The sequence below is a fragment of the Mesorhizobium sp. B2-3-12 genome, assembly GCF_006442205.1.
Taxonomy (GTDB): Bacteria; Pseudomonadota; Alphaproteobacteria; order Rhizobiales; family Rhizobiaceae; genus Mesorhizobium.
This window is the reverse complement of the sequence record NZ_VFVR01000019.1, coordinates 26,649-42,838: the sequence shown is the minus strand read 5'-3', so window position 1 is coordinate 42,838 and position 16,190 is coordinate 26,649. Positions and strand designations below refer to the sequence as shown.

At 62.2% G+C, this 16,190-nt stretch carries 13 protein-coding genes; 8 read left to right on the top strand and 5 right to left on the bottom strand.

Annotation, left to right across the window (positions count from 1 at the left end; translation table 11 throughout):
- Positions 1–136: 136 nt before the first annotated feature.
- Positions 137–2,017 carry a cellulose synthase catalytic subunit gene (locus FJ948_RS28960; protein WP_140710538.1) on the bottom strand — a complete coding sequence of 627 codons (1,881 nt, stop codon included), beginning with the start codon at positions 2,015–2,017 and terminating at the stop codon, positions 137–139.
- A 606-nt stretch (positions 2,018–2,623) separates the two neighbouring features.
- Here FJ948_RS28960 and FJ948_RS28955 point away from each other — a divergent pair.
- Together FJ948_RS28955 and FJ948_RS28950 are read left to right on the top strand one after the other, a co-directional pair.
- A complete protein-coding gene (locus FJ948_RS28955; protein ID WP_140710536.1) occupies positions 2,624–3,547 on the top strand; it encodes a glycoside hydrolase family 26 protein in 924 nt (307 codons plus the stop codon).
- Between the two features lie 131 nt (positions 3,548–3,678).
- A complete protein-coding gene (locus FJ948_RS28950; protein ID WP_140710534.1) occupies positions 3,679–4,194 on the top strand; it encodes a DUF995 domain-containing protein in 516 nt (171 codons plus the stop codon).
- A 149-nt stretch (positions 4,195–4,343) separates the two neighbouring features.
- Here the strand turns inward: FJ948_RS28950 and FJ948_RS28945 are convergent, their stop codons facing one another.
- Both FJ948_RS28945 and FJ948_RS28940 read right to left on the bottom strand, forming a co-directional pair.
- On the bottom strand, positions 4,344–4,793 hold the full coding sequence (locus tag FJ948_RS28945) for a DNA polymerase III subunit chi (RefSeq protein ID WP_140710532.1): 450 nt from the start codon (positions 4,791–4,793) through the stop codon (positions 4,344–4,346).
- 9 nt (positions 4,794–4,802) lie between these two features.
- The gene (locus FJ948_RS28940; RefSeq protein WP_140710546.1) at positions 4,803–6,326 is read right to left on the bottom strand and encodes a leucyl aminopeptidase; all 1,524 of its coding nucleotides are present in this window, start codon (positions 6,324–6,326) and stop codon (positions 4,803–4,805) included.
- 364 nt (positions 6,327–6,690) lie between these two features.
- On the opposite strand from FJ948_RS28940, the gene lptF reads away from it, so the two are divergent.
- The 6 genes from lptF (at position 6,691) to rsmA (ending at position 14,335) form a co-directional block, all read left to right on the top strand.
- Entirely contained in the window at positions 6,691–7,893 is a 1,203-nt protein-coding gene (lptF, locus tag FJ948_RS28935; RefSeq protein WP_140710530.1) for an LPS export ABC transporter permease LptF, read from the top strand.
- On the top strand, positions 7,890–8,975 hold the full coding sequence (gene lptG, locus FJ948_RS28930; protein ID WP_181173873.1) for an LPS export ABC transporter permease LptG: 1,086 nt from the start codon (positions 7,890–7,892) through the stop codon (positions 8,973–8,975). The genes lptF and lptG overlap by 4 nt, the downstream gene beginning before the upstream one ends.
- Positions 8,975–11,419, top strand: a complete 2,445-nt coding sequence (locus tag FJ948_RS28925) for an LPS-assembly protein LptD (RefSeq protein WP_181173872.1) — start codon at positions 8,975–8,977, stop codon at positions 11,417–11,419. Before lptG ends, FJ948_RS28925 begins: the two co-directional genes overlap by 1 nt.
- 88 nt (positions 11,420–11,507) lie before the next feature.
- Positions 11,508–12,440 (top strand): peptidylprolyl isomerase, encoded by a 933-nt coding sequence (locus FJ948_RS28920; RefSeq protein ID WP_181173871.1) that lies wholly within the window; start codon positions 11,508–11,510, stop codon positions 12,438–12,440.
- 13 nt (positions 12,441–12,453) lie between these two features.
- On the top strand, positions 12,454–13,470 hold the full coding sequence (gene pdxA / locus FJ948_RS28915) for a 4-hydroxythreonine-4-phosphate dehydrogenase PdxA (RefSeq protein ID WP_181173870.1): 1,017 nt from the start codon (positions 12,454–12,456) through the stop codon (positions 13,468–13,470).
- Positions 13,471–13,495: 25 nt separating this feature from the next.
- Positions 13,496–14,335: a 16S rRNA (adenine(1518)-N(6)/adenine(1519)-N(6))-dimethyltransferase RsmA gene (gene rsmA, locus FJ948_RS28910; protein ID WP_140710544.1), complete on the top strand. Its 840-nt coding sequence runs from the start codon at positions 13,496–13,498 to the stop codon at positions 14,333–14,335.
- 176 nt (positions 14,336–14,511) lie between these two features.
- Here the strand turns inward: rsmA and gmk are convergent, their stop codons facing one another.
- Both gmk and FJ948_RS28900 read right to left on the bottom strand, forming a co-directional pair.
- Entirely contained in the window at positions 14,512–15,168 is a 657-nt protein-coding gene (gene gmk, locus FJ948_RS28905) for a guanylate kinase (protein WP_140710542.1), read from the bottom strand.
- Positions 15,169–15,189: 21 nt separating this feature from the next.
- Complete coding sequence (locus FJ948_RS28900) at positions 15,190–16,080, bottom strand: YicC/YloC family endoribonuclease (protein WP_140710520.1); 891 nt, start codon at positions 16,078–16,080, stop codon at positions 15,190–15,192.
- Between the last annotated feature and the right edge of the window lie 110 nt (positions 16,081–16,190).

Sequence of the window (16,190 nt, the reverse complement as noted above, 5' to 3'; positions counted from 1 at the left end):
GTCTTAGCTGGGGGAGTCTTGGCCGGGGGAGTCTTGCCATGTGGTGCCCGGCAAAAGCTCCGCGCCGGTGGCAATAACTGCGACCGGCGCTCAGGCAGGCAGAGTCGGAGGGGCCGTTACCGGTTTTACGAGACGCTCAGCGCGGCGTTTCCCAACTTGGATCGAAGTAGAAGTTGCGGGTGCCTATTTTACCCATGCCGGCGCCTGACACCGGGAAAGCCATCCTGACGAGATGGACGGAGCCGGCGCCCTGCTGCAGCCCGTAAATGCCCTCCAGGCCCCGGCCGTAGAAACCCGCCAGCGGAGCCGCCAAAGCGACGCCGGCGAGCGAAGCCTGCAAGGCAAATTTGCCGATGCTCGGCCGCAGGGAAATCTTGTTCTCGGTGACGTGCTTGGCAATGATCACGACCGTCAGCAGGCCATATAGAACTGCATTGAAGGCGGCGAACCAATAAAAGCCCGTGGCGTTCTGCGGATTTTGTACAAGGAGAACGGGCAAGGACGCACCGATGGCAAGCACCACATAGGGGATGACGACACGAACCGGCAGGAGATGCTTCGGGCCGCTCCCCTTCGGCGTAACGCGAAAATCGACAAACGACCTAGTCAGATGGTCGCGGACGGCCGACAGGGTGCCCGCCAGCACCCATGGCCAGCGTGCGAAGAAATGAAACAGCATGCCCTCCCAGCTCAGGGCCTTGGCCGTTACCGGGCGTGAGAGCGCGAACGCCTTCAGCATCATCACCAGCACGATCGGCGTGATCGAACTCGGCGCGTAATGGATAATGAAATCGAGATACATCACATTGGCGAAGTTCTGGCCGGAAACCAGCGCGTAGATCGGCATTAGATAAGTTGAGAGCGCGAGCAGTGCGAACAACGGGTACCAAAGCTGGCAGAAGAGGAACTGCAATCTCAATCGCAACCTCAGCCTGGAGAGATACATAGGCGAGTATTGGAGCAAGATGGTGGTCAGGCTCCTCGACCACTGGAATTCCTGCGTGACGAGATCGGCGAAAGTCTGCGGGCCGTCACCGTGCGCAATGGCGTCGATTGAATGCACACCGCGCCAGCCCGTCGCGTTGATCAGCATGGAGGTCGAGTGATCTTCGGCCAGTTCCGGGCCAAGCCCGCCCGCCTGCTTCAACGCAGCGGTGCGCACGGCATAGTGCGAGCCTATGCACAGCGGCGCTCCGACGCTGGTGTAGCCGGACTGCAGGAGTCCGTGCAGCATTCCCTCCACGAACAGTCGGCCGCGGGCCGACCAACTCTCGGCGGCATTGTTGTCGCAAATGCTCGGTGCCGAGACGTAGCCGACCGCAGGATCGGCGAAGGGCGCCAACATTTCGCGCAGATAGGTCCGCGTCGGCACGTGGTCGGCATCCATCTGGGCGACGAAGTCGTAGCGTTCATAGCCGTAGTGATCATAAAAGAAGGCGAGATTGCCTTCCTTGCAACGGGTCCGGCGCGGCCACGTCATGCGATGATAGTCCTCCCGGCCTCGCCGCGTCGAAATCTGGACGTTTCGCGCCTTGCACCAAGCGATCGTCTCCTGCGAAGGGTCTTCGTCGGCAAGCCAAGTGTCGTGAGGATAATCCTGCGCAAGCATCGCCTCGAGCGTGCGCGCCACCACGGAAAACGGTTCGGATGGCGCTTTCGTCACCACCATCGCCACCCTCGAACTCGCGGAGACGGTATAAAATTCGGACGGCTTTTTCGACACAAGCACGAACAACAGGAAATACATCGGCATCAGCGTCAGCCAGGCCAGCACCATCGTCGCGAAGGCGTAGGGTCCGATGTATTCGACATGCTCGGGCCGCAGCCACCAGGACCAGAAGAAAACCAGGGTGACGAACCAGAAAGCCAGCGCCAGTCTCAAAACCCATTGCTGAGTGGCCGACAGAACGGGGACCAGAAAAGGGCCCTTCCGCGCCGCCTTGGCCAGAGCCGCCCGAGACCGGCGTGTCGGCCTGGTCTTATCGCTGATGGTTGCTACGTCCGCGGAAACACTCATACGCATCGCCAGTCTGAGCGTCAGCCGAACGACGGCTGACAACCTTTTACCTAGCTTCCAGAATCCGCTCACGCTCAATTAGAGTCAACTAAATTAAGCCTTTCTTAACTACATGTCTTGAGAACTGGTTAACCAACGCCTTGGATCGCGGCACGAATCCGCGGCCTTTTGGGGACCAGATCCTCAAAGGGCGAGCCGAAAATATTCCGTCGAGGACTTCACCGAGAGGGACTTGGGTCCCACGGATTGGCGAGGGGAAAGGGCAACGTTAACCATGTCGCGAGCGCCAAGGTTAACCGATCGTTAATTGTTCTTGACTCTTGGCCCCGTCCGGCTCTTAAATTAGCTAGGGATGATATATCGGAATGTTGACGCGAATTTGTGAGTATCGCGGCGAACTTTCTCTCTGAAGCTCCTCGGTGTTGGCGCCTTGAGAGATAATGGGTGGGCTCCTTACAAGGTTCGCGCACCTGCCTATGGTCGCTCCGAAATCCCGCAGATTCCGCCAATAGAGCCGATCGGTGTTGGATAGTCGTGTCGATCAGGCATCGATGCGCCGGGCGAGTCTTGGCTTCCGCGGGAAGTTGAGGCCATGGGAGATCAAGGATGAAACACTCCGCAGCAAATGCACTTGTGATCACGTTGATTTTGGGCGCAAGCGCCGCTTTCCCCACCGCGGGAGGCGCCGGCTCCGTCCCCGCGACGGATCCCGTTCAGACGAGCAGCGCCGCATCGGCATTCGGCTCCTACGATCCGTATGGCGATTTCACCAATGACAAGACCGCCAGCATCGAGGAACTGTTCCTGCCTTGGGAAGACGTCGATCTGTCGACGCTGCCCCTGGCCGACGCCTACGCCCTGCAGCGCAACCGCTCGCTGTTGATCACGATCGAGCCGTGGACCTGGTCGAAGGACTGGCGCATCACCCCGCCCGAACTGCGTGACGGCATATTGGGCGGCAGGTACGATGCCAATATGCAGGCGATCTGCGGCCTGGTGGGGCAGATGAAAAGCCCGGTGACCATTCGCTGGGCGCAGGAAATGGAAGACAAGAACGGCCGCTTCACTTGGGCCAACTGGGCTCCCAAGGACTGGATCTCCGCTTACAAGCGCGAAGTCGATCTCTGCCGCAAGGCGGCCCCCGCGGCCAAATACATGTGGTCGCCCAAAGGCGAGGAAGGCCTGGAAAAATACTACCCCGGTGACGACTATGTCGACGTGATCGGCCTGTCGGTGTTCGGCCTGCAGAAAAAGGACAATGACGAGGCCGGTCGCGACCGTACGTTCGAAGAGATGCTGAAGCCCGGCTACGACCGCGTCGCGGGTTTCAACAAGCCGATCGTGGTGGCGGAACTCGGCTATGTCGGCAAGCAGGACTATGTTTCGAAGTGGCAGGACGATTCCCGCAAATCCTATGCGGAGTTCCCGGCGCTGACGTCGGTTGTCTACTTCAACCAGAAGGAAGTGTGGCCGTGGCTGGGGGGCTATGGTCTGCCCGATTGGAGGGTGACCCAGCACGTCCTGCCGTAGACGCATCGTTGCGATGCGTCCCGACACGAACGGGATGGATCTCCATCTTTCTTGTTTGATTGGCATCATGCCGGAGCGGTGTTTCGGCATGATGGTGAGGCGTGGCGTAAATCAGTCCGTGGAGTAGTTCCGTGAAACGAGTGCTGGGTAATTGTCTCGGAGCGGCATTCGCCTGCTCCGTTCTTCTTGGCTTACAGGTCCCTGCGACAGCCAAGACTGCGGCCAAAATCGCCGAGCAGGCGCAAAAGGGCGCCGTGGTGCCCGACGAAGGCGTCTACCAGATCTATCGGAACCGTTCGTGGATGTGGGGCAATCACGGGGCCGCATACTTTGCCGTCAGGCAGCGGCAATTCAACGCCTGGTCGACGGAAAAGGGCCAGCCGAGCTATGGCGACGGGATATGGTTCATCCCCGGCGGCGGCAAGTTGTGCTACCGGGCGAAATGGCACGGCTCCTGGGGCGTGAAAGGCTCCATGACCTGCTTCGAGCATCGCCAGACCGGCAAGGCGATCTACAAGCGCAAATCGCCCGACGGCGAATGGTACATTTTCAGGAGCCAGCATCGGAACCGGTCGGACGAGTCGTCGAAATTGAAGTACGGCGACTACGTCACCAGGAAACAGAACCGGATCAAGGCAAGGCTCTAGAACTGTCACCCGCGACAGTCGCCGGGCTGGAGATGTTCATCGTTTCAGGGAAACGCCGAACGGCTCCGGTCCTTCGCTCTTGCGCAATTCCCACGGAGAGCGCCACGCGCTTTTTCCCGAGATAGGCGCACACTTTTCCCGGAATAGCTCTACGCCTTGCGCTCCCACCGGCGGTCAGAGTTCTGCTGCCAGTAGGTCACCGCGTGGCCAGCGTCCTTCATCGTCTTCCAATGCGCCCGGGCCATCTCGACCTGTGCCGCGTCATGGCCGTCGAACAGGAACACCGCACGCTCGTAGCCGGCAAGGTCGGGCGGCGCCGCGCCGTCGACCAGGAACCTGATCTTGGCTTCGTTGGGATTGCCGTCACCCGTGGTCAACAGGATTGGCTGTTCGCCGGGATATGCCTCGCGATCGGTCGCATGCGCCAGGAAGGAATCATCGCGAAAGGTCCACATATGCTGGTCGAGCGCGTCGCGCCGCTCCTCGGTGCCGGTTTGCACCACGGCGCGCCAGCCGCGATCCACGCTGCGCTCGAGCAGGCCCGGCAGCGCATCCTCCAGCGTCGATTCAGTCAGATGGTAGAACAGCACATCGGCCATGGATGAACGTCAGCCCTCGTAGTGATCACGCACCAGCCGGTCCAGCAGCCGAACGCCGAAACCCGAACCCCAGGACTGGTTGATCTCGTTCAACGGCGAGCCCATCGCGGTCCCGGCAATGTCGAGATGCGCCCAGGGCGTGTCCTTGACGAAGCGCTGCAGGAACTGCGCGGCGATGATGGCACCACCATAGCGGCCGCCGATGTTCTTCATGTCGGCGTTCTTGGAATCGATCAGCTTGTCGTATTCGGCGCCAAGCGGCAGGCGCCAGAGCCGTTCCTGCGTTGACTGTCCGGCCGCGGTCAGCCTTTGTGCCAGCTCGTCATTGTTGGAGAACAGGCCGGCATAATGCAGGCCGAGCGCGACCATGACGGCGCCGGTCAGCGTTGCCAGGTTGACCATGAATTTAGGCTGGAAGCGATCGTTGCAGTACCACAGAGCATCGGCCAGAACGAGGCGCCCCTCCGCGTCGGTGTTGAGCACCTCGATGGTCTGTCCCGACATCGAGGTGACGATGTCGCCGGGACGCTGGGCATGACCGTCGACCGCGTTTTCGACAAGGCCGATGATGCCGACGACATTGGCCTTGGCCTTGCGCGCGGCGAGCGCGTGCATCAACCCGGTCACGGCGGCGGCGCCGCCCATGTCGCCCTTCATGTCCTCCATGCCCGACGCCGGCTTGATCGAATTGCCGCCGGTGTCGAACGTGACGCCTTTGCCGACGAAGGCGACCGGACTGTCCTTGGCCTTGCCGCCATTCCATTGCATGACCGCCATGCGGGCGCCTCGGGGCGAGCCTTGCGCGACGCCGAGCAGCGAGCCCATGCCGAGCTTCTTCATCTCCTTCTCTGTCAGGATCTCGACCTTGACGCCGAGCGCCTCGAGTTCCTTGGCGCGGGCGGCGAATTCGACGGGTCCCAGCACGTTTGCCGGTTCGTTGACGAGATCGCGCGCCAGAAGCACGCCGTCGACCACCGCCTCGACTTCGGCGAAAGCCTTTTTCGCACCTGCCGGGTCGGCGGTATGGATGGTCACCTTGACCGGCTTTTTCGGTTCGGCTTTGCCGCCCCCCTGGCCATCGTCCTTATCCTTCCTGGTCTTGTACTTGTCGAAGGAATAGCCGCGCAGAAGAATGCCCGCCGCCAGGTTCGCGGCGTCCTTGCCATCGGGCGAGGCGCCGGCCAGATCGAGGACCACGGCCACGTCGGTGGCCTTGCGCAGCGATGCCGCGATGGTGCCACCGAGCTTCAGCCAGGCATATTCGTCGAGCCCCGACACCTTGCCGGTGCCAACCGCCACCAATCTATCGAGCGATGTTGCTTCGGGGGCCAGGATTTCGACAATGCCAGCGAATTTGCCGGTAAACTCGGCGACCGGGAAAGCCCGATCCAGCGTCTTGCCCGGATCGTAAGCCCTGGCGGTATCGCTCAAGCCGCCCTCATCCGCCGACAGCACGAAGACCGTGCCCTTCCTGCTCGCCGCCGTCTGGGGCGCGGCGAATTTTGCAAAGGCGATCGATGGTCTCGGATTCATCATGTCCTGCTTTCGGGGAGTGCGCGATGATGCGTGAAGCGGTTTGAAGCGATCCGCGACATTTGGTCGTTTTCCGGCATTTGGCAAGACTTTGCCAAAATGGCTACCCATATGAGACATGGAATCGATGGCGATTCGTCGCGGAACGGCTCCGCTTCATGCCGCAACCTGTGGTTAACCATCGATGTTCGTCCTTTCTTATCCATTGCCGCCGACACTCCAACCCGCTGCGGCACGCGACGTGGGACGGGAACCGGATCGCCTGCCTGATGGAGCCCAACGGAGCCAGTTGTGCGGGCGTCGCCGGACAGCTACCCTTGACGTGGTGGCATGATGCCGTTCGAGAAAATCGAGTAAAGCCTTCATGAAGGTCGTTGAACGCTACATCATGCGCCGCGCTTTCGTGGTCTTCCTGGCGGCGCTGGTCTGGACGCTGGCCATCGTGTGGACGACGCAGGTGCTGGCCAAGATCAATCTGGTCACCGACAGCGGCCAGTCGGCTTTGACCTTCTTCGAGGTCGCCTCGCTCATTCTCCCCTCTATCATTCCAATCGTCGTGCCCTTCGCGCTGGTGGTGGCGGTCGCCCAGACACTGAGTGTGATGAATTCGGATTCGGAACTCGCGGTGGTCAATGCGTCGGGTGCCTCGCGCTGGACCATCGTGCGGCCGATCATGCTGCTGGCGCTTGCCGCCAGCGTCTTTTCGTTCGCCGTGGACAACGGCATCGACCCCTATGCGCGACAGAAGAACCGCGCCCTGGTGGCGGAGTCGCGTGCCGACCTTTTGTCGCTGATCATCCAGGAAGGCACCTTCCGGAAAATAGAGGACGGACTGTTCCTGCAGATTGGCGAGCGGCTGCCCGACAACCGGCTGGGTGGCATCTTCGTCGCCGATTCGCGCGAAGAGGGTGTCAATCTGGTCTATTACGCCAAAAACGGCAGCATCATCGAGCGCGGCGGCGAAAAGGTCCTGATGATGAATGACGGCGTCATTCATCGCAAGACGCTGACGGGCGACCTCAGTGTCATCCGGTTCACGTCCTATGCTTTCGACATGTCGGCCTTCATGTCGGCGGCCAACCAGGTGACGCTCCTGCCGAAGGACCAGACAACCCAATACCTGCTCAACCCGAGCCCCAACGACAAGTACTATCAACAAAGTCCCCAGGAGTACCGGGCCGAGATCGACCAGCGATTTTCGGAATGGACATACTCCATGGTGTTCGCGCTGATCGCGCTCGCTGTGGCGGGAGACGCGCGTTCGCATCGCGAGGCGCGCGTCAATCCGCTGATCACGGCCATCGCGATATCGCTGTTCGTGCGCTGGCTGGGCTTCTTCGCCGCGAGCAAGGCCGACGAGGTCCCGCAATATTCCTATGTGGTCTATGGCGTGCCGATAGTCGCGTCCGCGGTGGCGATCTGGTTCATCATGTCGAACCGGACCATGGAACTGCCGGTTGCCTGGGCGGACTGGATGACCAACCTGGCCAGCCGCGTCGGTGAAAGCTGGAACGCCCTCAAGTTGCGTCTATCCAGGCGCGGCACCTCGGGCCAGGGGGTCGGCTGATGGGCTGGACGCTGGGCCGCTATTTCTTCTTCCGCTACGTGGCGATCACGATCTGGTTCTTCCTGGGCCTTCTGGCGCTGGTATTCCTGATCGATTTCACCGAACTGTCCGGCCGCACCACCGGCCTGCCGGGGTTCACCTATGGCACGGCGATGGCCATTTCGGGCCTTCGAATGCCCATGATCATGCTGCAGACGGTGCCGTTTGTCGGCTTGTTCTCGGCAATGGCGACGCTGGTTTCGCTCAACCGACGTTACGAACTTGTCATCGCGCGGTCCGCGGGGGTTTCCGCCTGGCAGTTCCTCTTGCCATGCTGCATCGGCGCACTGCTGTTCGGCGCCGTATCGGTCGGAATCATCAACCCGCTCGCCGCGCACGCCTTCTCCTTGTCCGAACAGATCGAGACCCAGCTGCGCTCCGGCAAATCCAACACGGTTTCGGCCGATGCCGCGCCCTGGATTCGCCAGAAGACCAGCTCCGGCGACACGATCATCGGCGCGCGGGCCATCCTCGACCAGGGGCTGGAGATGGCCGACGCCGTGTTTTTCATCCTCGACCAGCAAGGCAATATCGTCGAGCGCAAGGATGCGGCGCGTGCTTACCTGCGTGACGGCTATTGGGAATTGCAGGATGTGAAGACCTTCAGAAACGGCACCATCCAGCCCGTGGCGAGCGATCGCGTGCCGACCAACCTGAAGCCGGAATTCGTGCAGGAGCGGTTGGCGCGCCCTGAGACAATTCCTTTCTACGACCTACCCGGAAAAATCGAGGTTGCCCGTTCCTTCGGCCTCAAGGCAAATGCCTTTGCCATGCAGTTTGATTCGCTGGTGGCGTTGCCGTTCCTGCTCGTCGCCATGACGCTGATTGCGGCAACAGTTTCAATGCGATTTGCGCGGATGGGGCAGTCGGGAACGATGATTCTGGGTGGCGTCGTTGCCGGCTTTCTGCTTTATGTCGTTTCGGTGCTGGTGAAGGCATTCGGCGTGGCGGGGTTCGTGCCGACTGCCATAGCCGCCTGGGTGCCGGTCGTGGTAGCTATGTTCTTCGGGGTGACTTTCCTGCTATACAAGGAAGACGGCTAGTGAGGGAGGCGTTTTTGCCCAGCAACAGGCAGGCCCGTTTGGCGCGCCTCTATGCGGCGAGCGCCTTGGCTTGCCTGGTCGCCTGCGGCGTCTCGTTGCCAGCCTTCGCGCAGGAGGTCGGCCAGTTGGCGACCACGGTTCCGTCCGGCTCGCAGATGCTGCTGGCCGCCGACACGCTGGAGTACAACAACGATAACCAGACCGTGACCGCCGTCGGCGGCGTGCAGATCGACTATGGCGGCAACCGCCTCGTCGCCCAGAAGGTCGTCTACAACCGCAACACCAAGCGGATGGTTGCCAGCGGCAACGTCGAAATCGTCAACAGCGACGGCACCAAGATCAATTCGCAGCACATCGACATAACCGACGATTTCGCCGACGGTTTCGTCAACGCGCTACGCGTGGAAACTGTCGACAAGGCCTATTTCGCCGCCGAAAGCGCCGAGCGCATGGGCGGCGTGCTGACCACCTTCCACAATGGCGTCTACACCGCCTGCGAACCTTGCGAGGACAAGCCTGACAAGGCGCCGACATGGCGGGTCAAGGCCAGGAAGATCATCTGGAACGGTGAGAAGAAGACGGTCCGCTTCGAGAACGCGAATTTCGAGTTCTTCGGCTTTCCGCTCGCCTACCTGCCGGCGTTCGAGATCGCCGACCCGACGGTGAAACGCAAGAGCGGCTTCCTGATCCCGAGCATCGGCTACAACAGCCATCTGGGGTACAGCGTCAAGGTTCCCTATTATTTCGCCCTTTCGCCGACATATGACCTGACGGTGACGGGCAGCGGCTACACCAAGCAGGGCTTCCTCGGCGAAGCCGAATGGCGCCAGCGCTTCAACAACGGCGAATACACTTTCAAGGTTGCCGGGATCCAGCAGCAGAATCCGGACGCCTTCATCGACAGCGGCGCATTCCCCTCGACCGCTGGCCACAATATCGATTCCGGCGCGGTGGGCGATCCGAACAAGTTCCGCGGCATGATGGGCACGCAAGGGCAGTTCGCGATCAACGAACGCTGGAATTTCGGCTGGGACGTGTTGCTGCAGACCGACAAGAACTTCTCGAATACCTACAACATTGCTAAGTACAACTCATATGTCCACCAGTCCTCGGTCTACCTGACCGGTCTCAACGACCGTAATTATTTCGACGTGCGCGCCATGCATTTCGAAGTCCAGGAAGATGCGCCCAACGACAATCCCGCCGCGCGAAGCGGCCAGCAGCCCTGGGTGCTGCCCTCGCTTGATTACGCCTATATCCCCGACACATCGGTCGCCGGTGGCCAGTTGTCGCTGAACGTCAATACACGCGTCATCCGCCGCGAAGATCTCGACGAGGCTTTCAACACGCCATACGACTCTTCCACGCTTGCGCAGCGCGTGCGCGGTATCGAAGGCGAGTCCGGCCGCCTCACCGCCGAGGCCGAGTGGAAACGGAGCTTCGTCACCGATGACGGGCTGGTTTTGACACCGCTGCTGGCATTCCAGGGCGATGTTGACTACGTCCGCGCTTCATCGAATTCGCTCGCTGCCATTCAGGAGATGGCCGCCAACCCTGTGATAAATACCAACGAAGACATGCGCTCGTCCTTTGCCCGCTATATGGCGACCGCCGGGCTGGAGATGAGCTGGCCGCTGCTGTTTTCCATGGCCAGCGGGTCGAGCCATGTTTTCGAGCCGATGGCGCAGGTGTTCCTGCGTCCGAACGAACAGTATGTCGGGGGCCTCTCCGTTCCGAACGAAGACGCGCAGAGCATGGTGTTCGACGCGACCACGCTGTTCGAACGCGACAAGTTCTCCGGTTATGACCGCATCGAGGGCGGCTCGCGCGCCAATGTCGGCATGCGTTATTCCGGCTCCTACATCAATGGCTGGGGCACCAATGCGATCTTCGGCCAATCCTATCAGATCGGCGGCGAAAACTCCTTCGCGGCACCCGATCTGGTCAATGTCGGCGCAAATTCAGGTCTTGAGACGACCAAGTCCGACTATGTCGGCCTGTTTGGCATCACCAGCCCGAATGGGTTCGCTGCCTCGGTCAGCGGTCGTTTCGACGAACAGAGCTTCGAGGTCCGCCGCGCCGAGCTGAAAGCCGCCTATTCCGGCCTGCCGGTGTCGTTGAGCGCCAAATATGCCTTCATCCAGGCCCAGCCGCTCTATGGCTTCACGACCGACCGTCACGAGGTCACGCTCGGCGCATCGACGCATCTCGCCGAGAACTGGCGCGTGTTCGGGACAGGAACCTACGATTTGCAGGAGAGCCTGCTGGTCAAGGACGGTGTGGGCTTTGCCTACAACGATTCCTGCTTCACCTATCTGATGACGTACTCGCAGTCGCGTGACCTCAACACCAGGGAAGTGACGCAGAGCATCGGCTTCAACCTGTCGTTCCGCACCCTCGGCGACTTCGGTTCGTCGAGCAACGGAGTCGACACCATCCAATAAGCGGCGACATCGTTTCGCCGCATAGGGCTGGCACGGATTCGCGCATCCGGAAGGGGACGGAGTCGGGCGGAGCCGGGATAGAATTGGGATGCCAAGGATGAGGAAATACCTCTTTTCAGCAGGGTTCGCGTTGCTTGTGGCGGCGACATCCGTGTCGATGACCGTCATGACGCCGCCGGCTTTCGCCAGCGAGATCAAATACGTCGTCAACGACATACCGGTCACCAGTGGTGATATCGCCCATCGTGCCGCCTTCCTGAAGCTGCAGCGCAAGAAGGGCGATGCCGCCCAGGAAATGATCGACCAGACGCTGCGCCTCGCCGAGGCCAAGCGGCTTGGCATCCGCATCAGCGATGCCCAGGTCGAGGCCGCCTATCAGCGCTTTGCCACCAACAACAAGATGCAGCTCGGCCAGCTCGACGGCGTCATGGAAAAATCCGGCGTCGGCAAGGATCATTTCAAGGAATTCATTCGCGCCCAGATGGCATGGAACCAGGCGCTCAGCGCGCGTTACCGTTCCGGCGAAGGTGGCAGCGTGACCGAACAGGACGCGGTCAGGCGCATGCTCGACAAGGGCGGCGCCAAGCCGAGTGCCATGGAATACATGCTGCAGCAGGTCATCTTCGTCGTGCCGGCGGCCGAACGCAGCGCGACGCTGGCCAAACGCAAGCGCGAGGCCGACGCCATGCGCGCCCGCTTCAACGGCTGCAATACGACGCGCGAATTCGCCAAGGGCCTGATCGACGTCACCGTTCGTGATCTCGGCCGGGTTCTGGCGCCGCAATTGCCGCCTGACTGGGCCGAGCAGATCAAGGCGACCAAGGTCGGTGGCGCCACCGTCACGCGCGAGACCGAACGCGGCGTCGAATTCATCGGCATCTGCTCGTCGCGCGAAGTGTCCGACGACAAGACCGCCCAGATGGTGTTTCAGAGCGAAGGCTCCAGCGACAAGGCCGCCGACGACCTCAGCAAGAAATATGTCGATGAGCTGAAGGCGAAAGCCCGCATCGTCAAGCGCTGACGTGAGGAGCGCGATGACCGCGCTGGCGTTGAGCGTCGGCGATCCATCCGGTATCGGCCCTGAAATAGCCATTGCCGCCTTTCTGGCGCGACAGGCCATTGGCTTGCCCGCCTTCTACCTGCTCGCCGACCCAGCCGTGATCGCCTCGCGGGCGCGTCATCTCGGCATTTCGCTGGCTATCCAGGAGGTGACCCCGGCGCAGGCGACAGAGGCCTTTGGCAGCGCCTTGCCGATCGTTCCCCTGACGGCGCGCTTCATCGATAGCCCCGGCCGGCCCGACCCAGCCAATGCAGCCGGCACCCTCGAGGCCATCGACCGCGCGGTCGCGGCCTGCCTTGCCGGCGAGGCCGCGGCCGTGGTGACCTGCCCGATTGCCAAGAAACCGCTTTATGATGCCGGCTTCCGCTTCCCCGGTCATACCGAATATCTGGCGCATCTGGCGGCCCGGCACAGCGGCGTCGAGGCGATGCCGGTGATGATGCTGGCAGGCCCTGAGCTGCGCACGGTTCCCGTCACCATCCACATCGCGCTCGCCGAGGTGCCGAAGGCCCTGACCACGGAATTGATCGTCGCGACCGCGCGCATCACCGCGGCCGACCTTGCCAGCCGCTTCGGCCTCGCCAGGCCACGCCTCGCCATTGCCGGCCTCAATCCGCATGCCGGCGAAGGTGGCTCCATGGGCCTGGAAGACGAGCGTATCGTGCGGCCGGCGGTCGACATCCTGCGCGCTGAAGGCATCGATGCTTTCGGCCCCCTGCCCGCCGACACGCTGTTCCACGCCCGGGCGCGGGCAGGCTACGACGCCGCATTGTGCATGTATCACGACCAGGCCCTGATCCCGGCCAAGGCGCTGGCCTTCGACGAGGCGGTCAACGTCACGCTGGGCCTGCCCTTCATCCGCACCTCGCCCGACCATGGCACCGCCTTCGACATCGCCGGCAAGGGCGTGGCGCGACCAGACAGCCTGATCGCGGCACTGAAGCTTGCCAGAAAGCTCGCTGATGTCGACGCAAAGGCCGTCGCCGCATGAGCGCTTCCGCTTCCGGTCCTCGCGCATGAGCTTCGATGGGCTGCCGCCGCTGCGGGACGTCATCGAGCGCCACGGGCTGCAGGCGAAAAAGGCGCTCGGCCAGAACTTCCTGCTTGATCTCAATTTGACCGGCAAGATCGCACGCAGCGCCGGCGACCTGACGAATGCCACGGTAATTGAAGTCGGGCCCGGGCCTGGAGGGTTGACGAGGGCGCTGCTGTCCAACGGCGCCTGCCGGGTCGTCGCCATCGAGCGCGACGAACGCTGCCTGGCGGCGCTTGCCGAAGTCTCCGCTCATTACCCCGACCGGCTGCAGGTGATTTCAGGAGATGCGCTGAAGACCGACTTCGCCGCCCTCGCCTCGGAGGCTGCTGGAGACGGTGGCAAGGTCCGGATCGTGGCCAATCTGCCCTACAATATCGGCACGGAACTTCTGGTCCGATGGCTGACGGTCGCGGACTGGCCGCCCTTCTACGCCTCGATGACGCTGATGTTTCAGCGTGAGGTCGCCCAGCGCATCGTCGCCGCACCCGGCAGCGATGCCTATGGCAGGCTCGGCGTGCTCGCCGGCTGGCGCACGCAGGCCAGGATCGCCTTCGACGTACCGCCCCAGGCCTTCACGCCGCCACCCAAGGTCACCTCTTCGGTGGTACATCTGGAGCCGCGCGCGACACCCCTGCCCGCCGATGTGAGGAAACTAGGCCGGGTGACGGAAGCCGCCTTCGGCCAGCGCCGAAAGATGCTGCGGCAGAGCGTGAAAAGCCTCGGCGGCGAGGCCTTGCTCGAACGAGCGGGAATCGATCCGACGCGACGCGCCGAAACACTCAGCGTCGAGGAGTTCGTGACGTTGACGAACGCGGTGTAACTTCTCTCCGTTTAAGGTGAGAGGATGGCGGCAGGCGGCACGAACCAACGAAGGAACGGCGCCGCCCCTCATCCGGCCCTTTGGGCCACCTTCTGCCCGTGAACGGGGAGAAGGAAGGAGAGGCGCTTACGCCGTCTTCCTTCTGCCCGTGAACGGGGAGAAGGAAGGAGAGGCGCTTACGCCGTCTTCTCGTCCAGCAATCCCGAGACGAAGTCGAAGAGACCGGGCCGGCGGTCGCGCCGCAGCCGCTCGGCCACGACGATGCCGCGCACCTCGGCGAAGGCACGGTCGAGATCGTCATTGACGATGACGAAGTCATATTCCTTCCAGTGCTCGATCTCGTTGCGGGCGTTCTTCAGCCGGGTCTCGATCACCGCTTCCTGGTCTTCGGCGCGGCGCTTCAGCCGCGCCTTTAATTCCTTCATCGATGGCGGCAGGATGAAGATCGAGACGATGTCGGCACGCATCTTCTCCTTGAGCTGTTGAGCGCCCTGCCAGTCGATGTCGAACAGCATGTCGCGGCCTTGCGCCAGCGCCAGTTCGGCAGGCTCGCGCGGTGTCGCGTAGCAATTGCCGTGCACCTGCGCCCATTCGAGCAGCGCGTCGGAATCGCGCAGCCGCTCGAAGTCGCGCATCGTGCGGAAATGATAATGGACGCCCTCGATCTCCGAACCGCGGCGCGGCCTCGTAGTAACCGAGACCGAGAGTTCGAGGCTGGAGTCGCTCTCCAGAAGATTGCGCGCGATCGTCGACTTGCCGGCACCCGAGGGCGACGACAGGACGAGCATCAACCCCCGGCGGCGGATGCGGGACCCCAAATCCCTGGCAACCATCGGTTCCTTGGCAACCATCGGCTACTCCAGATTCTGGACCTGTTCACGAAACTGGTCGACCACGGCCTTCAATTCCAGCCCGATCGCCGTGACGGCCGCGGCATTCGACTTGGAACACAGCGTATTTGATTCGCGGTTAAATTCCTGTGCCAGAAAATCAAGCTTGCGGCCGACGGCGCCGCCGCCCTGAAGCAAGGCCCGGCCGGACGCGACATGCGTTTTCAGCCGGTCGATCTCTTCGCGAATATCGGCCTTGGTGGCGAGGAACGCCGCCTCCATGTGCAGCCGGCTCGCATCCAGATTGGCGGATGCATCCATCAGCAGCCTGACCTGCTCGGCTATGCGTTCGCGGATCGCCGCCGCATCGCGTGACGGGTCCGCTTCCGCGCGCAGGGTCAATGTCTCGATGGTGTCGATATGACCGGACAAGAGCAAGGAAAGTGCCGCGCCTTCTCCTTGCCGAGCCTGTTCCAGCCCGTTCAGCGCCGCGTCGAGCGCGGCCATGATGGCGGTGTCGAGCGCGGCCCGCGCCTCTTCGGTTTCGACGGTTTCGGGAACATCGAGCACGCCACGCAACGACAGCAATCCGTCAGCCGTCGCCGGCGCGGCGCCGAACTGTTCCTGCAACCGCTTGGCCAGGCCGGCGAGGTCTTTCAGAAAAGCCTCGTTGACGACAGGTTGCGCCTGCGCGCCGGCCGCGCGGCCGATGGTCAGCGTCGCCTGGAAATTGCCGCGGGCGAAACGCTTCTGCAGCGTTTGCCTGACCACGGGCTCCAACCGCTCGAACCCCTGAGGCAGCCGCAGCCGCACCTCGACGCTCTTGCCATTGACGGATTTGACTTCCCAGGCGATCGAGGTGCCGTCATGCTCGGCGACGGCCCGGGCGAAACCCGTCATGCTCTGCAAATTCATGTCGCCCGCACATTCCTGGCGCCTCACCCCGACACCGGTTTTCCGGAGGGGCTAGCGCGGCTTAAAATGACCACGCCGCGAATGCGTCGAAATCGGACGCCTGGCGTTCT

What these genes read in the sequence shown, in the direction of transcription:
- pdxA (WP_181173870.1), top strand. Translation starts at nt 12,454, where the DNA reads ATGACCGCGCTGGCGTTGAGCGTCGGCGATCCATCCGGTATCGGCCCT.
- FJ948_RS28960 (WP_140710538.1), bottom strand. Translation starts at nt 2,017, where the DNA reads ATGAGTGTTTCCGCGGACGTAGCAACCATCAGCGATAAGACCAGGCCG.
- rsmA (WP_140710544.1), top strand. Translation starts at nt 13,496, where the DNA reads ATGAGCTTCGATGGGCTGCCGCCGCTGCGGGACGTCATCGAGCGCCAC.
- FJ948_RS28955 (WP_140710536.1), top strand. Translation starts at nt 2,624, where the DNA reads ATGAAACACTCCGCAGCAAATGCACTTGTGATCACGTTGATTTTGGGC.
- FJ948_RS28920 (WP_181173871.1), top strand. Translation starts at nt 11,508, where the DNA reads ATGCCAAGGATGAGGAAATACCTCTTTTCAGCAGGGTTCGCGTTGCTT.
- FJ948_RS28900 (WP_140710520.1), bottom strand. Translation starts at nt 16,080, where the DNA reads ATGAATTTGCAGAGCATGACGGGTTTCGCCCGGGCCGTCGCCGAGCAT.
- gmk (WP_140710542.1), bottom strand. Translation starts at nt 15,168, where the DNA reads ATGGTTGCCAGGGATTTGGGGTCCCGCATCCGCCGCCGGGGGTTGATG.
- lptF (WP_140710530.1), top strand. Translation starts at nt 6,691, where the DNA reads ATGAAGGTCGTTGAACGCTACATCATGCGCCGCGCTTTCGTGGTCTTC.
- FJ948_RS28940 (WP_140710546.1), bottom strand. Translation starts at nt 6,326, where the DNA reads ATGAATCCGAGACCATCGATCGCCTTTGCAAAATTCGCCGCGCCCCAG.
- FJ948_RS28945 (WP_140710532.1), bottom strand. Translation starts at nt 4,793, where the DNA reads ATGGCCGATGTGCTGTTCTACCATCTGACTGAATCGACGCTGGAGGAT.